Below are 22496 nucleotides of genomic sequence, written 5' to 3' on the forward strand. Positions count from 1 at the left end.
CAAAAATCGCGATCCCGGCTGCCCGCCTGTTCAAAGCGGGCAGTTTGCTCTATGCCGCAATCCAACCATCTTCGCCCGGCATAGGCGAAACCCGGGATCGAAGAACCATGAATGACGCAACGCCCCCCAACCGCTGCCGCATCGTGCTGATCGCGCCGTCCGGCGTACCGGCGGATCGGATCACGGCCGCATTCGACGGCGGCGATGTCGCCTCGCTGATCCTGCCCGAGAACGGCATGGACGAGGCCTCCTTCCAGGCCTTCGCCGAGCGTATCGTGCCGGCCGCGCAGGCCGCCGGAGTGGCCGTCATTATCGCTGGCGACACCCGTATCGCGGGCCGCGTCCAGGCCGACGGCATCCATGTCGAGGTCTCCAAGGCCGAACTCGCCGAGACGATCGAACATTTCCAGGCGAAAATGACGGTCGGCGCCGGCGGCGCCAAGACGCGTGACGACGCGCTCGAACTCGGCGAAGCCCGGCCCGACTACATCTTCTTCGGCCGGTTCGGCTACGACAACAAGCCCGAGCCGCATCCGCGCAACCTGTCATTGGGGCAATGGTGGGCGCAGATGATCCAGATCCCCTGCATCGTCGAGGCCGGTTCCGATCTTGCCTCTGTCGAAACCGTGGCCGCCACCGGCGCCGAATTCGTCGCGCTGTCGAGCGCCGTGTTCGCCGACGGCATCGATCCGAAGGCGGCGATCGCCCGGGCCAATGCGCTGCTCGACGAAACAGCGCCGCGCCTCGAGGACTGACGTGTTCCTGGCAAGGCTTTCCCTTCAGGCCCTGCTTGCGGCAGTGATGATCCAGGCCGCCGCCGCCGAAACCATACCCTTGCCGCAGCCCAAGCCTGAAACCGGCGTGCGCACCGACAAGCCGATCGAAAAGCAGCTGCCGCAGCCCGCCACCACATCCGAACCCGCGCCGTTGCCATCGGCCGACAGCGTCAATCCCGACCGCTTTGGCGCCAAGCCGGCGGACGCTGCCTATGGTGCCTTCCAGCGTGGTCTTTACAAGACCGCCTATAATCTGGCGCTGGTCCGTGCGCAGAATGGCGATCCGGCGGCGCAGACGCTGGTGGCCGAGATCCTGTCGCGTGGGTTGGGCGTGCCGTTGAACGCGGCCGAGGCCGCGAAATGGTACGCGCTTGCCGCCGAGCAGGGTGTGCCGGAATCGCAGTTCCAATATGCGTTGATGCTGCTCGACGGCCGCTACGTCAAGAAGGACGCGAAGGAAGCCTATGCCCTGATGCAGGCTGCCGCCGAGGCCGGCAACCAGCTGGCGCAGTTCAATTTCGCGCAGATGCTGGTCCAGCAGGATCCCGGCAACGCCGGCCTGGCCAAGGCGGTTTCCTACTATGAGCGTGCCGCCGCGACCGGTCTCGCCGACGCGCAGTACGCCATGTCGCAGATCTATGCCAACGGCGTCGGGGGCAAGCCGCGCGACGATGCACAGGCACGGCGGCTACTGGCGCAGGCCGCCCGTCAGAACTACGACACCGCGCAGATCGATCTCGCCGCCTGGATGATCGAGGGCCGCGGCGGCGCGCGCGACCTGAAATCGGCCTTCGGCTGGACGAAGCAGGCCGCCGAAGGCGGCAATGTCGCGGCCCAGAACCGGCTGGCAAAACTCTATATGCAAGGCATCGGCACCGATCCCGACCTCGTGCTCGCCGGCGCCTGGTACATCGTCGCCCGCCGCGCCGGCCTCATCGATCAGCAGATGGACGATTTCCTGCAAGGGCTGAGCGACGACCAGACCAAGCAGGCCCTGCAGAAGGCCAACCGCCTGCCCTGATGGCGGTAGGCGGAACCGGCCCCCTTGCTCAGCCGCAACCCGCCCTCCCTTGCCTCTCCGGGCGATTTGTGGTCTTGGAGCCTTAAATCGCCTGTCACGGCGAACATCCCATACCAATGGCCCGGCCGTTGGCAGCATCCCGGATCCCATCATCATGGCCAAGATCAATGGCAACGAAATCCGCCCCGGCTACGTCATCGAACACGATGGCGGCCTCTGGGTGGCGGTCAGGACCAACACCGTCAAGCCCGGCAAGGGCGGCGCCTACAACCAGGTTGAGCTGAAGAACCTCATCAACGGCACCAAGCTCAACGAGCGCTTCCGCTCGGCCGAGACGGTCGAGCAGATCCGGCTGGACCTGAAGGACTTCTCCTTCCTCTATGAGCAGGACGACGCGCTGGTGTTCATGGACACCCAAAGCTACGAGCAGCTCGAACTGAACAAGGATTTCGTCGGCGACCGTGCCGCGTTCCTGCAGGACGGCATGATGGTGACGGTTCAGCTCTACGAGGAGCGGCCGATCGGCATTTCGCTGCCCGATTACGTGACGCTGACCATCACCGAGGCGGATCCCGTGGTGAGGGGCCAGACGGCGGCATCCTCCTACAAGCCGGCGGTGCTGGAAAATGGCATTCGCGTGCTGGTGCCACCCTTCATCGGTGCCGGCGAACGCATCATCGTCGACACCAACGAAATCACTTACGTGCGCCGCGCCGACTGATGCATGCATGTCGCCCGGAAGCGGCCCCGGTTTGGGTCGCCGGCATGCATCGAGACAGAATTTAAAGCGCCGCACCAGGAAGAAGCACTATGGCACGCTCAGCCCTCCTCAACGTCATGGTCCAGGCCGCAATGAAGGCCGGCCGCTCGCTGTCGCGCGACTTCGGCGAGGTCCAGAACCTGCAAGTCTCGATGAAGGGCCCCGGCGACTATGTCAGCCAGGCCGACCGCAAGGCCGAGGACATCGTTTTCGCCGAACTGTCGAAGGCACGTCCTGGCTACGGCTTCCTGATGGAAGAGCGCGGCGCCGTCGCCGGCGATGACAGCCAGCACCGCTGGATCGTCGACCCGCTCGACGGCACCACCAATTTCCTGCACGGCATCCCGCTTTTCGCCGTCTCGATCGCACTGGAGCGCCAGGGCCAGATCGTGGCGGGCGTCGTCTACAATCCCGCCATGGACGAGCTCTACACCACCGAGCGCGGCGGCGGCGCCTTCATGAATGATCGCCGCCTGCGCGTTGCCGGCCGCACCAAGCTTGTCGACACGGTGATCGGCTGCGGCGTGCCGCATCTCGGCCGCGGCCATCATGGCAATTTCCTGGTCGAACTGCGCAACGTCATGGCCGAGGTCTCCGGCGTCCGCCGCATGGGCTCCGCCTCGCTCGATCTTGCCTATGTCGCCGCCGGCCGCATGGACGGCTTCTGGGAAGTGGGCCTGTCGGCCTGGGACATGGCCGCCGGCCTGCTCTTGATCCGCGAAGCGGGCGGCTTCGCCTCCGACATGGATGGCGGACAGGACATGCTGGACACCGGCACGGTCGTCGCCGGCAACGAGATCATCCAGCGCGCATTGCTGAAGACGGTGAAAAAGCCGCTCTCGCCGCGCTGAAGCAATCCGGAAAAATGTTCGCGGTTTTGCATCCGGCATTGCGTCAAGGCAAAGCGCGTCGTCGTAAAACCGCAAACAAAGCTTGAAATACTGTCCGTCGGTTGCCCAGATATGGGGTGATGCAGGACGGTAGATGACCAACACCTCGCCACAGATCGAGATTCCGTTCATCGGACGCTGGCACTATTCGCGCGCCGAGATGATCGCCGACGGGATCGTCCATGCTGTCGGGATCGTGCTGGCGATCACGGCCGGTTCGGCGCTGCTGGCGCTCGCCGCCTTCCGGGTCGGGCCCGGCGAATATATCGCCGCCGCCTTCTATGTCGTGTCGCTGCTCACCGTGCTCTCGGTATCGCTGACCTACAATCTGTGGCCGGTGACCTCGCCCGCGAAATGGATCCTGCGGCGCTTCGATCATGCCGCGATCTATCTGTTGATCGCCGCCACCTACACACCCTTTCTCGCCCAGTTGGGAAACTCTGCGCTGGCGCGCTGGATGATCGTTCTGGTCTGGGCCGCGGCCGCAACGGGCATTGCCATCAAGGTGTTTTTCCCCGGCCGTTTCGACAGGCTGGCGATCGTCTTCTATCTTGCCATCGGCTGGAGCGGCATCGTTCTCGTCAAGCCGCTCGTCGAGACGCTGCCGACCACGTCGATCGTGCTCATCGTCGCCGGTGGCGTCGTCTATTCCTGCGGCGTGATTTTCTTCGCCTGGAAGGCGCTGCGCTTCCACAACGCACTGTGGCACGGCTTCGTCGTCACCGGCGCCGGCCTGCATCTGGCGGCCATGGTCGACTGCCTCATCATCAACCGCCTCTGATGCGCCGGCTCCAAAGGCCGCCTGTGGCAATATTGCCAAGCGCCATTCAATTTGGTCATAATTCCGTTTAGAGTTGCCAACTACGTGATCGGCGGCAGCGGCATCGGAAACGGGGCACGGATGGCTTTTCTCAGATCCTTCGGCATGGGCAGGCGCTCCGACGTGCTGATCTACGACCCGCATAAACTGTCCAGTCCGCAGGTCTTCCTGCTGACCATGGTCATCTTCCTGGCCATCGTCGCTTTCATCGCCGCCATCCTGACCCGCCAGGTCACCACCGCTTTCGTCACCAACCCCGGCCTTAACGGCCTGATCGTCGGCGTGCTCGTCGTCGGTATCCTGCTGGCCTTCACGCAGGTCGGGCGGCTGTTTCGCGAGGTCCGCTGGGTCAACTCTTTCCGGGCCGGCTCCGAAACCACCGAACCGGTGCTGCTGGCGCCGATGAAGGCGATGATCGGCCGTTCCTCGTCCATGGCCTTTTCGACCTCATCGATGCGCACAATGCTCGATTCCATCGCCACCCGCCTCGACGAAAGCCGCGACACCTCGCGCTACCTTGTGGGCCTTTTGGTGTTCCTCGGCCTGCTTGGCACTTTCTGGGGTCTGCTGAATACGATCGGCTCGATCCGCGAGACCATCGAATCGCTGGATCCCGGCACGGGTGACGCCGCCGCGGTGCTCGATTCGCTGAAACAGGGCTTGTCGGCGCCGCTGGCCGGCATGGGCACCGCCTTCTCGTCCTCGCTGTTCGGCCTGTCCGGCTCGCTCGTGCTCGGCTTCCTCGACTTGCAGGCCGGCCGCGCCCAGACACGTTTCTACACCGAGCTCGAGAACTGGCTGTCCTCGGTCACGGATCTGTCGTCCGACATCGTCGTTTCCGACCCGGCCAAGGCCGACTCTTCCGACGAGATCCGCGTCCTCTCGGAGCGGCTGCGCAGCATGCAGGAAAATGGCGGCGGCTCCAACCCGCGCGTCGCCACCGCCATGGCCAATCTCGCCGATGGCATTTCCGGCTTGGTCAAGAACATGCGCTCCGAACAGCAGATCATGCGCGACTGGGTCGAAGCCCAGTCGGACGAACAAAAGGCGATGCGCAACACGCTGGAAAAGATCGCCGACGCGCTGAAGAAGCCCGGGGTGCACTAGCATGGCGCTTGCCAGGGGCCGGCGTACCGATCGCCGCATCGACTATTGGCCGGGCTTCGTCGACGCGCTGTCGACGCTGCTGCTCGCCATCATGTTCCTGCTCACCGTCTTCGTGTTGGCGCAGTTCCTGCTCGGGCGCGAAATCTCCGGCAAGGACACAGCGCTGTCGCGCCTCAATTCGCAGATCAACGAACTGACCCAGCTTCTGGCGCTGGAGCGCTCGACGGCACAGGACAAGGACGATTCGCTGGCCAACCTGCAGGCGTCGCTGTCGGCGGCGGAGGCGGAGAAGAGCCGGCTCGAACAGTTGCTGGCGCAAGGTGCGGGTGCCGGCGACGCCGCCAACCAGCGAGCCGCGGCGCTGGGCGGCGAACTGGACAGCCAGCGCCAGATCAGCCAGCAGGCGCTGAGCCAGGTCGAGATCCTCAACCAGCAGATCGCGGCATTGCGCAAGCAGATCGGCGCGCTCGAGGATGCCCTCAACGTCTCCGAAACGCGCGACCGCGATTCCAACACCAAGATCGCCGATCTCGGCCGTCGCCTGAACGTGGCGCTGGCGCAGCGTGTGCAGGAGCTGAACCGCTACCGCTCCGATTTCTTCGGACGTCTGCGCGAAATCCTGGCCGATCGCGAGAACATCCGCATCGTCGGCGACCGCTTCGTGTTCCAGTCGGAGGTTCTGTTCCCGACCGGATCCGAAGTGATCAACGATGCCGGCAAGGTCGAGATGAAGAAGCTCGCCGACGCCATCATCGAACTGCAGAAAGAGATCCCGCCGGAGATCAACTGGGTGCTGCGCGTGGACGGCCACACCGACAACAAGCCGCTGTCCGGCACCGGCCGTTATCGCGACAATTGGGAACTGTCGACGGCGCGCTCGACCTCGGTGGTCAAGTTCCTGATCGAAAATGGCGTGCCGGCCAACCGGCTCGTCGCCGCCGGCTTCGGGGAATTCCAGCCGCTCGATCCCGCCGACACCGAAGAGGCGCGCAACAAGAACCGCCGCATTGAACTGAAGCTCACCGAACGTTGATCCATCATCACGCGAACTCACGCGAAATTGTTCGCCGGCTCAACTCTAGGGCGCAGGCATCCGCCGGCAAGGCCTGAAAAGATTATCTTTTTTTAATTACACTTCGCGCCGAAGCGCTCCTAGCTTGCCGCGCAGGGCCGAGAACCGCCGGCGATGCCTCCCATCGCGACGCGACGGGACTGGACGACCCAAAATGGCCGGAAGGCGAGGCGGCGCGGCCGCTCTCCCTTCCCAGCAGGAGGAAGCGCACCATGCGCTCATCAGCATCTCTCAAGACTGCAACGCTTGCCGCAGTTCTCATTGCCGTCCCGCTCGCCGGCGCCTATGCCGCGGGCCACCACAAGGGTGCTCTCGATGCGACCGCCCCCACCGACATGGCAGGTCCTCGTGTCGAGGCGCTCGTAGAGCAGGTCCAGGGTGTTCATCAGGGCATCGTCGACGCCAGGCAAGCCAACCACATCACCCCGGCCGTCGCGGAGCGCCTGGAAATGCGCACCGCCCGCATCAGTCAGGTCGCCGAGAGGATAGCCGCGTCGGATCACGGCAGGATCCCGGCCGCGCAATACCATGACCTGCTGCGCCGGCTCGACAATGTGGATCAACGTCTGATGGTCGACACCGGCAGCGGTTTCCTGATGGGTGATGGTGCCGACGGCGGGAACTATCCGAACGGCTGAGGGCTATTCCGGCCTGCAAACGTCCTCGGGGAAGGACCCATTGACGCCTTCGGGTCCCCAATCCCGCTGGCGTCCTTTTTCTTTCCTTACCAGCCCATCTTGCCTACCAACCGAGCCAGGCCGCGACCAGGGCGACCACCGCCGGCACGGTCTGGATGTACAGGATCTTGCGGCCGACCGTCGCCGCGCCATAGAGACCGGCAATGGCCACGCACAACAGGAAGAAGGCCTTGACCTGGAAACCGGCGGCGCCGAGGTAAAGCCCCCAGATCAGGCCGGCGGCGAGAAAGCCGTTATAGAGACCCTGATTGGCGGCGAGCACTTTGGAGGCGCCGGCGAATTCCGGCGTCAGGCGGAATGTCTTGTGCCCGCGCGGCGTGTCCCAAAGCACCATCTCGAGATAGACGATGTAGACATGGATCAAGGCCACCAGCCCGACCAGGATGTTGCCGATCATTCTGCTCCCCCTTCATCCATCGCCGGCAGCATTTCATGCCCAACCTCGCTTGCGCAAGCTGCATCTGCCGGATGGTATCCGAGGGTTGCCAATGCTTTTGCGTTGGTGTCTTTTCGCCCCGTCCCCAACCACGGAAGCCGCCATGTCCTTTCACAAACTCGACGATCTCGGCCGCAAGCTCGAAGCGCTTGAGCACGCGCTGGCCATCCTCGGCGCCGATGAGGCGACCCACATGGCCGTCGGCGGTGGCGAGAAGCGCGCCGAGGCGATGGCGGCCCTTGCCGGCATGTATCACACCAGGGCGACCGCGCCGGAAATATCGGACTGGATCGCCGCGGCCGAAGGCGAGGCATTGGACGATGAGCAGCGGGCGGCTCTCGCCGAGCTGCGGCGGCAATACACCAACCTGACCTGCCTGCCGGTCGAATTCGTCGAGCGCCAGACGACGGCGCGCATGCGCTGCGAGCAATTGTGGCGCGCCCTGCGCGCCAAGAACGATTGGGCGGGTTTTCAGCCGGCGCTTGAAGGCGTGGTGGCGCTGGTGCGCGACGAGGCCGCCCTGCGCTCCGACGTGCTCGGCCTTGCCCCCTATGACGCGCTGATGGAACAATACGATCCCGGCAATCGCACGGCTGACATCACGCCCGTCTTCGCCGACCTCAAGGCCTTCCTCAAGGGCTTCGTGCCGGAGGCGCTGGCGATCCAGGAAGCGCGGCTGCGCAAGCATCCGCTGAAGCCGCTTTCGGGTACCTATGCCATCGACCGGCAGCGCGAACTCGGCCTTGCCATGATGGCGGCGGTCGGCTTCGACCTGACGCACGGCTCACTGTCGGTATCGCACCATCCGTTCTGCGGCGGCGTGCCCAGCGACGTGCGCATCACCACGCGCTACAAGACCTCGGATTTCCTGTCGGCGCTGATGGGCGTGCTGCACGAGACCGGTCATGCGCTCTACGAACAGAACTTACCCAAGGCGTGGGCGCACTGGCCGCTCGGCAAGGCCCGCGGCATGGCCGTGCATGAGAGCCAGAGCCTGTTCGTCGAAAAGCAGATCGGGCGCAATCCTGCCTTCTGGCGCTGGGCGCTGCCGGTGGTGGAGAAGCATCTCGGCGAAGCCTGGTCGATCGACGATATCCTGCCGCATGTGCATCGTGTCGAACGTGGCCTGATCCGCGTCGACGCCGACGAGGTGACCTATCCCTTGCACGTCATCCTTCGCTACGAACTGGAGCAGGAGCTTGTTTCGGGCAGCCTCGAAGTGGCTGATTTGCCCGAAGCCTGGGATGCCAGGATGCGCGACTATCTTGGTCTCTCGACCATCGACAACCCCGCCGACGGGCCGATGCAGGACGTCCATTGGCCGGGTGCCGCCTTCGGTTATTTCCCGTCCTATACGCTGGGCGCGATGATGGCGGCGCAGCAATGGGCCGCGCTGACGCGCGAGCATCCTTCAGCCGACGAAGACCTTGCAAAGGGGAATTTCGAGGCGATCAACGGTTGGCGCCGCGAGAAAATCTGGTCGCAGGGGTCGCGCTGGTCGACGCCGGACCTGCTTGAGCGCGCCACCGGCGAAAAGCTCAACGCCAAGCATTTCGTCAACCATTTGAGGCAGCGCTACGGCGGCTGAGATGCCGCCTGGGACGACAATTGTCCTTACGCCGAGGCGAACTGAACCTGCTACTCCGCCGCGCCCCTGAAGGCGCTGGCGCCGGTCTCGAACTGCAGCTTGGCGAGCCTGGCATAGATGCCGCCCTTGGCGACCAGGCTCTGATGCGTGCCTTCCTCGACGATGCGGCCGCCATCCATGACCAGGATCCTGTTGGCCTTCAGCACCGTCGCCAGCCGGTGGGCGATGACGATGGTGGTGCGCCCCCGCATCAGCCGCTCGAGCGCGGTCTGCACCAGCGTCTCGCTTTCAGCGTCGAGGGCCGACGTCGCCTCGTCGAGCAGCAGGATCGGCGCGTCGCGCAGGATGGCACGTGCAATCGCCACACGCTGGCGCTGGCCGCCGGACAGGGTCACGCCACGCTCGCCGACCTGGCTGTCATAGCCGTTCTCGAGCCTGAGGATAAACTCGTCGGCCAGTGCGTCCCTGGCCGCGGCCTCGATCTCGCCCTCGCTGGCGCCTGGCCGGCCGAAGCCGATATTGTCGCGCGCGCTCGCCGCGAAGATGGTGACGTCCTGCGGCACGATGGCGATGCGCTGCCTGACCACGACGGGATCGGCCTCGCGCACATCGACGCCGTCGATCAGGATCTTGCCGGTTTCCGGATCGTAGAAGCGCAGGATCAGCGAGAACACCGTGCTCTTGCCGGCACCCGAGGGACCGACGATGGCCACCGTCTCACCGGGCATGACTTGAAAACTCAGGTCGTGGACGGCGGCACGATCGGGCCTCGCCGGATAGGAGAAGGACACATTCTCGAAGACGATCGCGCCCTTGGCAACCGCCGGCAGCGGCTTCGGATCGGCCGGCGCCTGGATTGCCGGCGTCTCGGCCAGGATCTCGGTCAGCCGTTCGGCGGCGCCGGCGGCTTGCGCGAGTTCGCCCCAGACTTCCGACAGCGCGCCGAGCGCGCCGGCGGCGAACACCGAATAAAGGAGGAATTGGCCAAGCGTGCCAGGCGATATCGTGCCGTCGAGCACGTCGCGCGAGCCGAACCACAGCACCGCCACGACCGAGGAGAAAATGGTGAAGATGGCAAAGAAGGTGAGGAAGGAGCGCGCGAAGATCGAAGCGCGCGCTGCCTCGAAGGCCGCTTCCACCGCGCCCGAGAATCGTCCGGTGACCAGTCTCTCATTGGTGAAGGCCTGCAGCGTGCGCACCGCGCCGATCTGCTCGCTGGCATAGGCCGTCGCGTCGGCAAGCGTGTCCTGGGCCTGCCTTGACTTGCGCCGCACCGAGCGGCCGAAGGCGACCAGCGGCAGCACGATCACGGGGATCGCCCCGATGACCAGGCCGGAGAGTTTCGGGCTGGTGACGACCATCATGCCCACCGCGCCGAGGCCGAGGATGACATTGCGCAGCGCCACCGAAGCGGTGGCGCCTACCGCCGACTTGACCTGCGTGGTGTCGGCGGCGAGCCGTGACACGATTTCCCCCGACTGGGCGGTGTCGAAGAAGGCAGGCGACAGCGTCGTCACATGGGCAAAGACATCGCGCCTGATGTCGGCGACGACGCGCTCGCCGAGCGTGATGACGAAATAGTAACGGCCGGCCGACGCCGCGGCCAGCACAGCGGCCATCGCCACGAGGGCGCCGAAATATTCAGCGATGAAGGTGGTGCTGGCCGACGAGAAACCGTGGTCGATCATGCGCCGGACGGCCAGCGGCAGTGCCAATGTCGTTGCCGCGGCGATGGCCAGTGAAATAAGGGCGCCGATGACCAGCGTGCGATATCCGGCGATATACGGAAACAGGCGCCTGAGCGGCTTGAGCGAGCGTCGGCGCTCGTCTGCGCTGCTTGATTGCGCCATCTCGGTGTTTCCTCTAGCCACTTCAGCCTTTGCGCCTCAATATGCGCTTGCCGCGGCCTTGTGATTCAATTCCGGCTGATGTATAGGCACGCCGACCGTTTTAGAAGCCGTGGCTCCTCAATAGCTGCGGCTTCGAGTTTTAAAAAGAGGCGCATCGACGCAGGCTTATGCCCGTCCGCCGCGCCGGCAAGCCAGGAACAGAGCCATGAAGAGCGCAATCCATCCCGACTACCACACCATCAAGGTCGTCATGACCGACGGCACCGAATACACGACCCGTTCGACCTGGGGCAAGGAAGGCGATACGATGAACCTCGATATCGACCCGACCACCCACCCGGCCTGGACCGGCGGCCAGCAGACCCTGCTCGACCGCGGCGGCCGCCTGTCGAAATTCAAGAAGCGCTTCGAAGGCTTCGGCCTCTAAAGCGAAGAGCTTTTTCGCGGATCAAGAGCCCGCCCATGTGGCGGGTTTTTTGTTGCTTGGCCGAAGGCTGGGTCTTCGGCCCCTTATTCGTCCAGCAATTCCCTGAGTGCCATGCGCTTGTAGGCAGCGACCAGCCTGTCGCCCTCCTGCCTGTCGACCGAGATCGCCAGCCGCATGGCCGCCTCGCCCATCTGCCACACCAAGAATGCCGTCGTGTCGAGCGCCACCGGATCGGCATCGGGCCGCAGGCGCTTGAGTACCGCGATCAGAAATTCCGCGTTCGCCCGGCTGTCAGCGAGTTCGAGCTGGCGCAGCGCCTTGTCGGCCTGCGTGCCCGACCAGATGTCGCGCATCACCGGCTCGGCCAGGAACAGCTCGTAGTAAATATCGACCAGCTCCGAGAAAGCCTGCCGCAGGCCTTTGGCGTCGCTGACATCCCTGAGTGCGGCCGAGATACAAGCCTGGCTTTCCGCTGTGTAGCGTTCGGCCAGCGCCCAGACGATCGCCCTCTTGTCCGGAAAGAACTGGTAGAGCGAGCCGATCGACACCCCAGCCCGCTCCGCCACCTCGCCCATGCGCATGGCGTCGCTGCCTTGTTCGGCAATCAGCGCCGAGGCGGCGGCCAGCATGCGCTCGACCCGCTCGCGGCTGCGCTGCTGGCTTGGCGCCCGGCGCGGCGAACCGATCCGCTCATTGGTTTGCGTGCCTTCCATGACCGTCTCCAACAAACGCGCCCGGCAAAATCGCCGGGAACGACTTGACTTACAAAATACGAGGGTTTATCACGTTTTGCAAATGTGAGGCATGCTCATGTTTTTTTAGAGAGCAAACCGCCGCAACCGGCGTCTGGAGCAACTGAGATGATCAAGCTTCTTCCAACCCTCACCTTCATTGCCGCGATCGGCGCGGGCGTCGTCGGTGGCGTATTCTTCGCCTTTTCCAACTTCGTCATGGCGGCCCTTGCCCGGCTGCCCGTCCCGGCGGGCATCGCCGCGATGAATTCGATCAATGTCACGGTGATCACCCCGGCCTTCATGACAGCGCTGTTTGGCACCGGCCTCATCTGCCTCGTTCTCATTGCCGCCGCTCTCTTGGGCTGGAGCCAGTCCGGCTCGTACTGGTTACTGGCCGGCGCGGTGATCTATCTGGTCGGCAACCCTATCGTCACCATGGTCTTCAACGTGCCGCTCAACGATGCTCTCGCCGCCGTCGACCCGGCCAGCAGCAACGGCGCTGCCGTGTGGGCGAACCATCTGAGCCAATGGGTGATGTGGAACCACGTCCGCACCGTCACCGCCATCGTGGCGATGGCGTGCTTTATCTTCGCATTGCTCTGAAGAGGTCTAACGAGACGCAAAAAACTCCGCTCAGGCGAGGTCTTTCTGCGTGTCACCCTTGTGGCCTTTGCGGTCGGCGTGACCGAGATCCCGATCCGGATCGATCACGTCGCGGACCAGCTGCTTGAGTTTGGCCGCGTCAGGGAAGCCGCCGTCGCGCTTGCGGTCCCAGACCAGCACATCGTTACAGGAGATGGTGAAGATGCCGCCGGTGCCCGGCACCAGCGTCACCTCGCCGAGATCGGTACCGAAGGTGGACAGCAGCTCCTGCGCCATCCAGCCGGCACGCAACAGCCACTGGCATTGCGTGCAGTAGGTAATGCGGATGGCCGGCAACTGAGCTTTGCTCATATCGGACGACCTTCGCTCACGCCGCGCTGAGCTTCGCCATCGTCTCGTCGTCGACTTCGAAGTTGGCGTAGACGCTTTGCACGTCGTCATCATCCTCGAGCGTGGCAACCAGCTTCATCAGCGATTGCGCCCGCTCTTCGTCGACGGGGACATTGTTCTGCGGCTTCCAGATCGCCTTGACCGATTCGGCCTCGCCGAGCGAGGTTTCAAGCGCCTTAGACACCTCGCCGAGAGTCTCGAAGGAGCAATAGATCGTGTGGCCTTCCTCGTCCGATTCGACATCGTCGGCGCCGGCTTCGATCGCCGCATCCATGATCTTGTCGGCGCTGCCGGCCGAGGCCGGATAGTAGATTTCGCCGGCGCGGTCCCACATGAACGACACCGATCCGGTTTCGCCGAGCGCGCCGCCGGCCTTGGTGAAGGCGGCGCGCACATTGGACGCCGAACGGTTGCGGTTGTCGGTCAGCGCCTCGACGATCACGGCGACGCCACCAGGCCCATACCCTTCGTAGCGCACCGCTTCGTAGTTTTCGGCGTCGCCCATCGAGGCCTTGTTGATGGCGCGCTGGATGTTGTCCTTGGGCATCGACACCGCCTTGGCGTTCTGGATCGCCAGGCGCAGGCGCGGGTTCATCGATGGGTCCGGCGTTCCGCTCTTGGCGGCGACGGTGATTTCGCGCGCCAGCTTGGAAAACATTTTCGACCGCACCGCGTCCTGACGGCCCTTGCGGTGCATGATGTTCTTGAACTGTGAATGGCCAGCCATGGCACCCCTGTCGTGTTCGGCTAGAGCGTCTTGCCGCGAGATGCGTCATCTCGCCTTTGCAAAAGGCTCGAACTCAATTTCAGAGCGTCCCGATGCGTCCGGGTGAACGTACGGCGCCCTGTGTCGGAATGGCCGGCTTATAGATAAATCGGCTCAATTCGTCCAGCCGCGCCGCGTTGCCGGGGCACTCGGCATGCGGCGGCCCGGCAAGCAGGCTGTCCTACCCTTCCAGATCGGACTTCAGCCGGTCAATGATGCTGAGCGCATGGCCGGCATACTGGCTGATCCAGCGGTCGTGAATCTGCTTGATTGGCAACGCATTGAGATGGTTCCAGCGCTCGCGTCCGTCGCGGCGCGCGACGATCAGGTCCGCCTCCTCCAGCACCTTGAGATGCAGCATGACCGTGCAGCGGTCGATGTCGGGAAAGGCTTCGCACAGCATGCCGGTGGTCTTTGGCTCGTCTTTCAACCAATCCAGCATTTCGCGCCGGCGCGGATGCGCCAGCGCCTTGAAAACATTGTCGTCCTGCGATCGGTTTGACATGTTATGTTTATATAACATATTGTTGGCTCGTTCAAGCAAGGAGCTGTGGATATGTCTCTTGGATTCAGCGTTTCAGGGCGCATCGGCAAACCGGTCTCCGAAGTCTTCGACGCGGTCGTCAACCTGAAGAAACTGAGCGGCTATTTCACCACCATCGGCGGTGCCAGCGCGCCATTGGTCGCCGGTTCGGGTGTCGTCTGGTGGGGCAAGGTGCCGGTCGAGGTCGACGAAGTGGTCAAGGACAGCCGCATCGTGCTGCGCTGGGATGCCACCGATGCCAACGGCAAGCCCGCCTACAAGACCCGCATCGAGATGAATTTCGAGCCGCTCGACGATGGCGGCACCTTCGTCACCATCGCCGAGAGCGGCTGGCAGGAAGGCGCGGTCGGCCTGAAGAAGTCCTACCTGAATTGCGAAGGCTGGTCGCAGATGCTGGCCTGCATGAAGGCCTATGTCGAATACGGCATCAATCTGCGCGACGGCTATTACCGCAGCGAGATGAAGGGCGAACCCGCCAGCGAAAACAACATTTGAAAAACGGAGCCCAGTCATGACCGCGAAGATCACCGGCGGCATCAACATCGCCATGAAGGTGCCATCGCACCAGTACGAAGCGACGATCGCCTTCTACCGCGATGTCGTCGGCCTCAAGCCGTTCACAGCCAAGGCGCCGGCCATCGGCTTCGAACTCGGCCCCAACAGGCTTTGGATCGACGAGGCGCCGACGATGAGCCAGGCCGAGATCTGGCTGGAGCTTTTCACGCGGGATTTTCCGGGCGCCGCGGATCATCTGGCCAAGGCAGGAATTGTGCGTTGCGATGCCGTCGAGCCCTTGGACGCGGGTTTCCGAGGTGGTTGGATCACCAATCCGGCCAACATCATCCATATGGTGCGCGAACCCGACGCCTGGTGAGGGCGTGTTCGAAAGGAGATCGCCATGGAAATCCGTGAGACACCGACAGCCGAAGCCGCCATGCTGATCCGGCGGCCGGTCGCTGAGGTTTTCGAAGCCGTCGTCGATCCGGCGATCACGACCAAATTCTGGTTCACCCATGGCAGCGGCCGGCTTGATGGCGGCAAACCGGTTCAGTGGGAGTGGCGCATGTATGGGGTCTCGACGACAGTCGAGGTCAGCGAGATCGTCAGGGACAAGAAGATCGTCATGACGTGGAGCGATCCGCCGACCACGGTGGTCTGGACCTTCACCGAAATGCCTGGCGAAGCGACATTCCTCGAGGTCCACAATTTCGGCTTTGCCGGCAATGGCGACGAGCAGGTGAAACAAGCGGTCGGCTCAACCGACGGCTTTGCGCTTGTGCTCGCCGGCGCCAAGGCCTGGCTGGAACAGGGCCTGACGCTCGGCTTGATGGGTGACCGCCATCCGAAGGGTGTTCCGGGGCACTAGGCTCGCCCCGGCCGACCAGTATCAGTGGCCGTCGCCGGTTTTCGCTTTCTTGCGCCGCCGCGCCAGCATGTTGAGCCCCTCGACCAGCGCCGAAAAACCCATCGCCGCATAGATGTAGCCCTTGGGCACATGATAGCCCATGCCGTCGGCGATCAGCGTCATGCCGATCATCAGCAGGAAGCCCAGCGCCAGCATGACGATGCTGGGGTTCTTGGCGATGAAGTCCGCCAGCGGTCCGGCCGCCAGCATCATCACGGTCACGGCCGCGATGACCGCGATATACATGATGGCGATCTCGTCGGTCATGCCGACGGCGGTGATGATGGAATCGATGGAGAAGACGAGGTCGAGCAGCAGGATCTGGAAGATCGCGCCGGCAAGCGAGATCTTGAGCGTTTCGCCCAGCATCGTGTCCTGGTGGTCGTCGGGATCGACCGTGTGGTGGATCTCCTTGGTCGCCTTCCACACCAGGAACAGACCGCCGGCGATCAGGATCAGGTCGCGCCAGGAGAAGCCGTGGCCGAACGCCGTGAAAACCGGCGTCGTCAGTTGGACGATGACGGAAATGGTGGCGAGCAGCACCAGGCGCATGACCAGCGCCGCCGAGATGCCAAGACGCCGCGCGCGAGCTCTCTGCTCCACGGGCAGCTTGTTGGTGAGGATCGAGATGAAGATCAGGTTGTCGATGCCGAGCACGATCTCGAGCACCACCAGCGTCAGCAGCGCGACCCAGGCGGTCGGGTCGGAAACGAATTGAAAATGCGGCGCCAGGAATTCGATAAGCTGCATGGAGGTCGTCCCCTACGATCTAGAGCAGTGTCGCCGGCAATTAGGTACTGCGACCCCCTATATCAATGTCACGCCCAAAAGGACGGAGCCGTTTCTTCCAGCCTTGGCCCGCGACGAAACGGCGCGATCTTCTCGGTCAGCCCCGTGCGGTCGGAAATATCGACGCCGACGCCGCACAACGTCGCCGGTCCCGTCGCTGCCTCGAAACGCCCTTTCGGCACTTTCGACAGGAACCGGTTGAGCGGTTCTTCCTTGTCCATGCCGAGCGAGGAATCATAGTCACCGCACATGCCGGCATCCGACAGGTACCCGGTGCCGCCATTGAGGATCTGGTGGTCGGCGGTGGGCTGGTGCGTGTGAGTGCCGACGACGAGACTGGCGCGGCCATCGACAAAATGCGCGAAGCACATTTTTTCCGAGGTTGCCTCGGCGTGGAAGTCGATCACCACCGCATCCGCCTGCTCGCCGAGCGGACAGGCGGCAAGCTCGCGTTCGCCGGCCTGGAAGGGATCGTCGAGTTCCGGGTGCATGAACACCCGGCCCATAATGTTGGCGACCAGCACGCGCGCGCCGTTTTTGGCGATGTAGACACCGGAGCCGCGCCCGGGCGTGCCTTTGGGGAAATTGGAAGGCCGCAGGAACCGCTGCTCGCGCGGCGCGAAGGCCAGAGCGTCGCGCTGGTCCCAAACATGGTTGCCGGTGGTCACGACATCGCAGCCCACCGCGATCGTCTCACGCAAGATCTCTTCGGTGATGCCGAAGCCGCCGGCCGCGTTCTCGCCGTTGACGATGACGAAATCGAGCTTGAAGTCGGAGATCAGGCCAGGCAGTTGTTCCCATACCGCGGTGCGGCCCGTCTTGCCGACCATGTCCCCGAGGAAAAGAAGTCGCATCTATGCCTGATCCCGAAAAGTTGCATGACTTTTCGGCAAAGATCATGCGTTTCAAAGAACTATCTACAATTTTGGCGCAAAGCGGCGCAACCCGCTCTCGGTGAGTATTTCCGGGATGACCACGTCATGGGGTTCGTCTGGAACTTGCGAAACTTCTTGGCAGTCGAAGGCGATGCCGATCAGCCGGGGCGCGAGCCCCTTGTCGACGAGCTTCGCGATCGCCCGGTCGTAATAGCCAGCGCCATATCCGATGCGGTGACCGCGCGCGTCGAAGGCGGCGAGCGGCACCAGCACGACCGAAGGATCGAGAACTTCGGCCTCAGCATGCGGCCCGACCGTGCCAAAGCCCATGTCGACCATCGGCGCGCCGCGAACCAGTTCGCGAAAGACGATGGTGGTCTTGTCGAGAATGGCAGGCAGGCAGAGCCGTGCGCCCTTCTCTCGCAAGGCGAACATCAGCGGCCTGACATCGACCTCCGAGCGCATCGGCCAGAAACCGGAGACGATCTGACCGGGCCCGATCTCCAGATGGTCGCGCGCCGTCTCCGCCATTTCGAGCGCAGCCTCCACCCGCCAGAATGCATCGAGACCGTCGCGGCGGGCGAGTGCCTCGAGACGCAGCTTTTTCTTCAAGTCTTTGGGAGAGGTCATGCGGCCAAGGTAGAAAAGGTCAGAGCTGTGCGGGGTCTCAAGTGCGACGTTTTCCACCGCATCATCCACCAAGATGCGTGGATACGTTGCGACAAGTGACGATCCACACAACCGGTGGAGAGAGCGATCCCGGGAACCTACAAAGTAGGTGGGCGCCGTGTGAGAAAACCCACGGGTCTTCCCAGGGACAGCTCCCTAAGGATCGTTAAGGCCCCGGGGAAAATGTTCTCCTGCCGGGAAGCACAGACCGTCCTGCCCAATATAGGCCGCTGGTGGCTCAAGCGCCAGTGACGCAGGCAGTCACGGCGGCTTTATTCGCCATCCGGCGCAACCCTTGCACAGCCGCGGCGGCGTCCTTACGGTCGCGACGACCAACCAAGGAGCAAAAATGCGTTTCGAAGGCACGGCGGCCTATGTCGCCGACAAGGATCTGATGGTGGCGGTCAACGCGGCGATCGCGCTGGAGCGGCCCTTGCTGGTCAAGGGCGAGCCCGGCACCGGCAAGACGGAACTCGCCCGCCAGGTGGCGGCGGCACTCGGCCTCGACCTGATCGAGTGGCACGTCAAATCGACGACGCGGGCGCAGCAAGGCCTCTACGAATACGATGCGGTGTCACGGCTGCGCGACAGCCAGCTCGGCGATGTCAGGTTCAACGACATCAAGAACTACATCAAGCGAGGCAAGCTTTGGGAGGCATTCGCGGCCGACAAGAAGGTCGTGCTTCTGATCGATGAGATCGACAAGGCCGACATCGAATTCCCCAACGACCTGCTGCAGGAGCTCGATCGGATGGAGTTCTTCGTCTACGAGACCGGCGAGACCATCCGCGCCGCCGTTCGCCCGATCGTCATCATCACCTCCAACAACGAGAAGGAGTTGCCGGACGCTTTCCTGCGCCGCTGCTTCTTCCACTACATCCGCTTTCCCGACGTCGACACGCTGCACAGAATCGTCGACGTGCACTATCCCGGCATCAAGCAGAACCTGGTGCGCGCGGCTCTCACCCAGTTCTATGAAATCCGCGACGTGCCAGGCTTGAAGAAAAAGCCATCAACCTCCGAGGCGCTCGACTGGATCCGCCTGCTGGTCGCCGACGACATCGCGCCGGAGGATTTGCGCGCCGACCCCAAGAACGCATTGCCCAAACTGCATGGCGCCCTGTTGAAGAACGAGCAGGACGTGCATCTGTTCGAGCGGCTGGCCTTCATGGCGAGAAGACAGCAATAGGGCAGCGCTTTCCCCGGCTGTGGACCGTTGCCGCGGGCCGAAGAGAAGGTCAGCTTCGGCCAGAACCCTTCGGAGGAGAAAAGAATGTCTGAGATCGTTGTCCGCCCGCTCGCGCAATCCGACCACGCCGACTGGCACCGCCTGTGGACCGATTATCTGACCTTCTACGAAACCAAGCTGCCGGAAGAGGTCTATGCCATCACCTGGAAGCGGTTATTCACCGAAGGCGAGTTCGAGCCGAAGGGTTTTATCGCCACATCGGACGGCAAGGCCGTGGGCCTCACCCATTATCTCTACCACCGCTCCGGCTGGTCGGAGAAAAACAACTGCTACCTGCAGGATCTGTTCGCCGACCCGGATGTGCGCGGAAAGGGCATCGGCGCGGCCCTCATCGAGGCGGTGAAGCAGGAGGCCGGCAAAATCGGCGTGAAGAACGTCTATTGGATGACGCACGAAACCAATGCCACCGCCCGCAAGCTCTACGACCATGTCGCGCGCAGGACGGGCTTTATCGAGTATGATTTGCTGTAACCGGCCATGTTCATCCCCTTCTTCCTCGAGCTGAAGGCAGCGCGCGTTCCCGTCTCGCTCAGGGAATACCTCTCTCTGCTGGAGGGGCTGGCCGCCGGGCTGGTCGATTACGACGTCGAGGGTTTTTATTATCTCGCCCGTGCCGCTTTGGTGAAGGACGAACGCCATATCGACCGCTTCGACCAGGTCTTCGCGCATGTCTTCAAGGGCGTCGAGGCACTGGGCGGGCCGGATGCGGTCGACGTCGCCAATATTCCCGAGGAATGGCTGCGCCGGCTCGCCGAAAAGCACCTGACCGAGGAAGAGAAAAAGCTGGTCGAGGCGCTGGGCGGTTTCGACAGGCTGATGGAGACGCTGAAGCAGCGGCTCGAGGAACAGAAGGGCCGCCACCAGGGCGGTTCGAAATGGATCGGCACCGGCGGCACCTCTCCCTTCGGCGCCTATGGCTACAACCCCGAAGGCGTGCGCATCGGCCAGAACGAAAGCCGCAACCGTCGCGCGGTGAAAGTCTGGGACAAGCGCGAGTTCCGGAATTTCGACGATGCCGTCGAACTCGGCACCCGCAACGTCAAGATCGCGCTGAAGCGCCTGCGCCGCTGGGTGCGTGAGGGCGCCGAGGAAGAGCTCGACCTGCCCGGCACCATCCACGCCACCGCCGAGCACGGCTATCTCGACGTCAAGACACGGCCCGAGCGCCGCAACGCGGTAAAGCTCCTGATGTTCTTCGATGTCGGCGGCTCGATGGACGATCATATCAAAAGCGTCGAGGAGCTATTTTCGGCCGCCCGCGCCGAATTCCGACAGCTCGAATATTTCTATTTCCACAACTGCCTCTACGAAGGCGTGTGGAAGGACAATCGCCGCCGCCATGCCGAGACGATTTCGACCCTCGACCTCATTCATAAATATGGCGCCGACTATAAGGTCATCGTCGTCGGCGACGCCTCGATGAGCCCATACGAGATTGCTCACCCAGGCGGCTCGGTGGAACACTGGAACCCCGAGGCCGGAGCCGTCTGGCTCGGCCGGCTGCTGCGGCAATGGCCGAACGCGGTGTGGCTTAACCCCGAGAACGAGAAGAACTGGGGCTTTACCCATTCGATCGCGATAATCCGTGACATCTTCGACGGCCGCATGTTCCCGTTGACTCTGGCCGGACTGGAAGGCGCCACGAGGCAATTGTCGCGCAAACATTGAGATATCCGGAGCGGTCGGACTGGGCAGGTCTGTAACAAACCCCTATCTTGTTGCGAATACCCGGTTGCAACCAAGAACGAGCCGCCAAGGCTGAGGAGATCAAATGGACACGCACACTTACCCCGTCACCCGCACCGACGCCGAATGGCGCGCCCGGCTGACGCCGGAGCAATACGCCGTCATGCGCAACCATGGCACCGAGCGGCCGGGAAGCTGTGCCCTGCTGTACGAGAAGCGCGCCGGTACTTTTTCCTGCGTCGGCTGCGACCAGCCGCTGTTCCAATCCACGCTGAAATTCGAGAGCGGCACCGGCTGGCCGAGCTTCAACGATCCCGTGCCGGGCTCGGTCGAGAACACCGTCGACCGCAGCTACGGCATGGTCCGCACCGAATGCCATTGCGCCCGTTGCGGCAGCCATCTCGGCCATGTCTTCGAGGACGGCCCGCCGCCGACCGGCCTGCGCTACTGCATCAATGGCGTGGCGCTGAAATTCGAGCCGGCCGCCTGAACAACGCGTCATGAATGCTTGCCAAGGGCGGCTCCGGCCGCCCTTTTTCGTACGGGCAGCTTCGTCAGACGACGATCGTGGCGATCAGCCAGAGTGCTGATCCCAGCATGAAGAGCGAAGCCCTGGCACCACCGGCCTTGTCAGCCGTGCGCCAGACCGCCAAAGCCAGGAAGATGCTGTAGGGCACCGGTGCGAAATGCACCGCAAGGACGAGGCCGAGCGGCATCTTCAGGCCAAGCAGGATCAGCGCCGCGACAGACGACCCAATATTGATCGCGGTTCCGACAAGCATCACGTCGCGCCAGAACAGCCGGTCGATCGGCACCTCGCCAAGCCAACGCGAGCGTAAGAAATCCGCGATCACTTACCCCTGCCTCAGCACTTCGGTCACGGCGCACTCGACCCGCGAGCATTCCGTCACCAGCCAGTCAGTCATGGCAGGCCAGTTGTCCTCGGCAAAGCAGTTGACGCGCCACATCGAATTGATGCCAAGGCCTTCGCAGCTTTGTTCCGGCCTGAGCTTCAGCCTGTCTTCGATCGCTGGTCGGAACGGCTTCAGCCGCGACCAGCTTTGCGTGGCGCCGAACTTCTCGTTGCGGCCGAAGAAGACACCGACATGGTTCTGCGCCGGCGCGACATACATGGAAAGTACCAGAGCGAAATCGGGCAGTCCGCGCTGCCAGAACCAGGGTCCGCGTCGCGCCAGCCGGGCTCTTTCTTCCGGATGCCGTTCGGCAAACAGCGACCAGAAGCCGCGATGGCGGAATTCCGAGGCGCGGCGGCCGCCGAAGTCGAATTCGCTCATGGTTCGAACCGTATCACCGGCAACCGCGTCGGGCACCGGCCGGTTA

29 protein-coding genes and 1 other RNA gene are annotated in these 22496 nt (G+C 63.4%); 18 read left to right on the top strand and 12 right to left on the bottom strand.

Features of this window, described 5'->3' with window-relative positions; genetic code table 11:
- Positions 1 to 107 precede the first annotated feature (107 nt).
- From LB554_RS25525 to LB554_RS25560, 8 genes are all read left to right on the top strand, one after another.
- On the top strand, positions 108 to 755 hold the full coding sequence (locus tag LB554_RS25525; RefSeq protein ID WP_224587562.1) for a thiamine phosphate synthase: 648 nt from the start codon (positions 108 to 110) through the stop codon (positions 753 to 755).
- 46 nt (positions 756 to 801) lie between these two features.
- Positions 802 to 1797 (top strand): tetratricopeptide repeat protein, encoded by a 996-nt coding sequence (locus tag LB554_RS25530; protein WP_263486015.1) that lies wholly within the window; start codon positions 802 to 804, stop codon positions 1795 to 1797.
- A 154-nt stretch (positions 1798 to 1951) separates the two neighbouring features.
- Complete coding sequence (efp, locus tag LB554_RS25535; RefSeq protein WP_015315249.1) at positions 1952 to 2518, top strand: elongation factor P; 567 nt, start codon at positions 1952 to 1954, stop codon at positions 2516 to 2518.
- Between the two features lie 89 nt (positions 2519 to 2607).
- A complete protein-coding gene (locus tag LB554_RS25540) occupies positions 2608 to 3408 on the top strand; it encodes an inositol monophosphatase family protein (protein ID WP_140874755.1) in 801 nt (266 codons plus the stop codon).
- Between the two features lie 133 nt (positions 3409 to 3541).
- Positions 3542 to 4228, top strand: a complete 687-nt coding sequence (gene trhA, locus LB554_RS25545; RefSeq protein WP_224587574.1) for a PAQR family membrane homeostasis protein TrhA — start codon at positions 3542 to 3544, stop codon at positions 4226 to 4228.
- 120 nt (positions 4229 to 4348) lie between these two features.
- Complete coding sequence (locus LB554_RS25550; protein ID WP_041163650.1) at positions 4349 to 5374, top strand: MotA/TolQ/ExbB proton channel family protein; 1026 nt, start codon at positions 4349 to 4351, stop codon at positions 5372 to 5374.
- 1 nt (position 5375) lies between these two features.
- Entirely contained in the window at positions 5376 to 6407 is a 1032-nt protein-coding gene (locus LB554_RS25555; protein WP_109664719.1) for a peptidoglycan -binding protein, read from the top strand.
- 251 nt (positions 6408 to 6658) lie between these two features.
- Positions 6659 to 7084, top strand: a complete 426-nt coding sequence (locus LB554_RS25560; protein WP_140719983.1) for a hypothetical protein — start codon at positions 6659 to 6661, stop codon at positions 7082 to 7084.
- Between the two features lie 103 nt (positions 7085 to 7187).
- Here LB554_RS25560 and LB554_RS25565 read toward each other — a convergent pair whose 3' ends face one another.
- Positions 7188 to 7541, bottom strand: a complete 354-nt coding sequence (locus LB554_RS25565; RefSeq protein ID WP_140719981.1) for a DUF1304 domain-containing protein — start codon at positions 7539 to 7541, stop codon at positions 7188 to 7190.
- 142 nt (positions 7542 to 7683) lie between these two features.
- Here LB554_RS25565 and LB554_RS25570 point away from each other — a divergent pair, with 142 nt between their 5' ends.
- Positions 7684 to 9168 carry a carboxypeptidase M32 gene (locus LB554_RS25570; protein WP_224587576.1) on the top strand — a complete coding sequence of 495 codons (1485 nt, stop codon included), beginning with the start codon at positions 7684 to 7686 and terminating at the stop codon, positions 9166 to 9168.
- Between the two features lie 50 nt (positions 9169 to 9218).
- On the opposite strand, the gene LB554_RS25575 is transcribed toward LB554_RS25570, so the two are convergent.
- The gene (locus tag LB554_RS25575) at positions 9219 to 11018 is read right to left on the bottom strand and encodes an ABC transporter transmembrane domain-containing protein (protein ID WP_224587578.1); all 1800 of its coding nucleotides are present in this window, start codon (positions 11016 to 11018) and stop codon (positions 9219 to 9221) included.
- A 205-nt stretch (positions 11019 to 11223) separates the two neighbouring features.
- On the opposite strand from LB554_RS25575, the gene rpmE reads away from it, so the two are divergent.
- Positions 11224 to 11445, top strand: a complete 222-nt coding sequence (gene rpmE, locus LB554_RS25580) for a 50S ribosomal protein L31 (RefSeq protein WP_010912060.1) — start codon at positions 11224 to 11226, stop codon at positions 11443 to 11445.
- An 83-nt stretch (positions 11446 to 11528) separates the two neighbouring features.
- Here the strand turns inward: rpmE and LB554_RS25585 are convergent, their stop codons facing one another.
- Positions 11529 to 12158, bottom strand: coding sequence for a TetR/AcrR family transcriptional regulator (locus tag LB554_RS25585; protein ID WP_224587581.1), 630 nt, complete (start codon positions 12156 to 12158; stop codon positions 11529 to 11531).
- Between the two features lie 147 nt (positions 12159 to 12305).
- Here LB554_RS25585 and LB554_RS25590 point away from each other — a divergent pair, with 147 nt between their 5' ends.
- Positions 12306 to 12782, top strand: a complete 477-nt coding sequence (locus LB554_RS25590; protein WP_224587583.1) for a DUF1772 domain-containing protein — start codon at positions 12306 to 12308, stop codon at positions 12780 to 12782.
- Between the two features lie 30 nt (positions 12783 to 12812).
- Here LB554_RS25590 and LB554_RS25595 read toward each other — a convergent pair whose 3' ends face one another.
- From LB554_RS25595 to LB554_RS25605, 3 genes are all read right to left on the bottom strand, one after another.
- The gene (locus LB554_RS25595) at positions 12813 to 13133 is read right to left on the bottom strand and encodes a SelT/SelW/SelH family protein (protein WP_015315238.1); all 321 of its coding nucleotides are present in this window, start codon (positions 13131 to 13133) and stop codon (positions 12813 to 12815) included.
- Positions 13134 to 13149: 16 nt separating this feature from the next.
- A complete protein-coding gene (locus tag LB554_RS25600; protein WP_015315237.1) occupies positions 13150 to 13899 on the bottom strand; it encodes a YebC/PmpR family DNA-binding transcriptional regulator in 750 nt (249 codons plus the stop codon).
- A gap of 220 nt (positions 13900 to 14119) precedes the next feature.
- Positions 14120 to 14443, bottom strand: coding sequence for an ArsR/SmtB family transcription factor (locus LB554_RS25605; protein ID WP_224587584.1), 324 nt, complete (start codon positions 14441 to 14443; stop codon positions 14120 to 14122).
- 51 nt (positions 14444 to 14494) lie between these two features.
- On the opposite strand from LB554_RS25605, the gene LB554_RS25610 reads away from it, so the two are divergent.
- The 3 genes from LB554_RS25610 to LB554_RS25620 are packed head-to-tail and all read left to right on the top strand — an operon-like array spanning position 14495 to position 15848.
- Positions 14495 to 14977 carry an SRPBCC domain-containing protein gene (locus LB554_RS25610; protein ID WP_224587587.1) on the top strand — a complete coding sequence of 161 codons (483 nt, stop codon included), beginning with the start codon at positions 14495 to 14497 and terminating at the stop codon, positions 14975 to 14977.
- A 16-nt stretch (positions 14978 to 14993) separates the two neighbouring features.
- On the top strand, positions 14994 to 15356 hold the full coding sequence (locus LB554_RS25615; RefSeq protein WP_224587589.1) for a hypothetical protein: 363 nt from the start codon (positions 14994 to 14996) through the stop codon (positions 15354 to 15356).
- Between the two features lie 24 nt (positions 15357 to 15380).
- Positions 15381 to 15848, top strand: a complete 468-nt coding sequence (locus LB554_RS25620) for an SRPBCC family protein (RefSeq protein WP_140662614.1) — start codon at positions 15381 to 15383, stop codon at positions 15846 to 15848.
- A 21-nt stretch (positions 15849 to 15869) separates the two neighbouring features.
- Here LB554_RS25620 and LB554_RS25625 read toward each other — a convergent pair whose 3' ends face one another.
- The 4 genes from LB554_RS25625 to ssrS all read right to left on the bottom strand — a co-directional run bounded on the left by LB554_RS25625 (position 15870) and on the right by ssrS (position 18433).
- Positions 15870 to 16637 (bottom strand): TerC family protein, encoded by a 768-nt coding sequence (locus LB554_RS25625; protein ID WP_140712561.1) that lies wholly within the window; start codon positions 16635 to 16637, stop codon positions 15870 to 15872.
- 68 nt (positions 16638 to 16705) lie between these two features.
- Positions 16706 to 17530: a YmdB family metallophosphoesterase gene (locus LB554_RS25630; RefSeq protein ID WP_224587591.1), complete on the bottom strand. Its 825-nt coding sequence runs from the start codon at positions 17528 to 17530 to the stop codon at positions 16706 to 16708.
- 63 nt (positions 17531 to 17593) lie between these two features.
- Positions 17594 to 18181 carry a 5-formyltetrahydrofolate cyclo-ligase gene (locus tag LB554_RS25635; RefSeq protein ID WP_041163649.1) on the bottom strand — a complete coding sequence of 196 codons (588 nt, stop codon included), beginning with the start codon at positions 18179 to 18181 and terminating at the stop codon, positions 17594 to 17596.
- A gap of 96 nt (positions 18182 to 18277) precedes the next feature.
- Positions 18278 to 18433: non-coding RNA, 6S RNA (gene ssrS, locus LB554_RS25640), on the bottom strand.
- Positions 18434 to 18569: 136 nt separating this feature from the next.
- On the opposite strand from ssrS, the gene LB554_RS25645 reads away from it, so the two are divergent.
- The 4 genes from LB554_RS25645 to msrB all read left to right on the top strand — a co-directional run bounded on the left by LB554_RS25645 (position 18570) and on the right by msrB (position 21645).
- A complete protein-coding gene (locus tag LB554_RS25645) occupies positions 18570 to 19409 on the top strand; it encodes an AAA family ATPase (protein ID WP_140719974.1) in 840 nt (279 codons plus the stop codon).
- Positions 19410 to 19493: 84 nt separating this feature from the next.
- Positions 19494 to 19940 (top strand): GNAT family N-acetyltransferase, encoded by a 447-nt coding sequence (locus LB554_RS25650; RefSeq protein ID WP_140712555.1) that lies wholly within the window; start codon positions 19494 to 19496, stop codon positions 19938 to 19940.
- Positions 19941 to 19946: 6 nt separating this feature from the next.
- Positions 19947 to 21137 carry a vWA domain-containing protein gene (locus LB554_RS25655; protein ID WP_224587592.1) on the top strand — a complete coding sequence of 397 codons (1191 nt, stop codon included), beginning with the start codon at positions 19947 to 19949 and terminating at the stop codon, positions 21135 to 21137.
- 103 nt (positions 21138 to 21240) lie between these two features.
- Complete coding sequence (msrB, locus tag LB554_RS25660; protein ID WP_140793055.1) at positions 21241 to 21645, top strand: peptide-methionine (R)-S-oxide reductase MsrB; 405 nt, start codon at positions 21241 to 21243, stop codon at positions 21643 to 21645.
- A gap of 64 nt (positions 21646 to 21709) precedes the next feature.
- Here the strand turns inward: msrB and LB554_RS25665 are convergent, their stop codons facing one another.
- A complete protein-coding gene (locus tag LB554_RS25665) occupies positions 21710 to 22009 on the bottom strand; it encodes a hypothetical protein (RefSeq protein ID WP_224587594.1) in 300 nt (99 codons plus the stop codon).
- The gene (locus tag LB554_RS25670) at positions 22010 to 22450 is read right to left on the bottom strand and encodes a hypothetical protein (protein WP_140616613.1); all 441 of its coding nucleotides are present in this window, start codon (positions 22448 to 22450) and stop codon (positions 22010 to 22012) included.
- Positions 22451 to 22496 lie beyond the last annotated feature (46 nt).

This window comes from Mesorhizobium sp. CO1-1-11 (assembly GCF_020164995.1).
Lineage (GTDB): Bacteria > Pseudomonadota > Alphaproteobacteria > Rhizobiales > Rhizobiaceae > Mesorhizobium > Mesorhizobium australicum.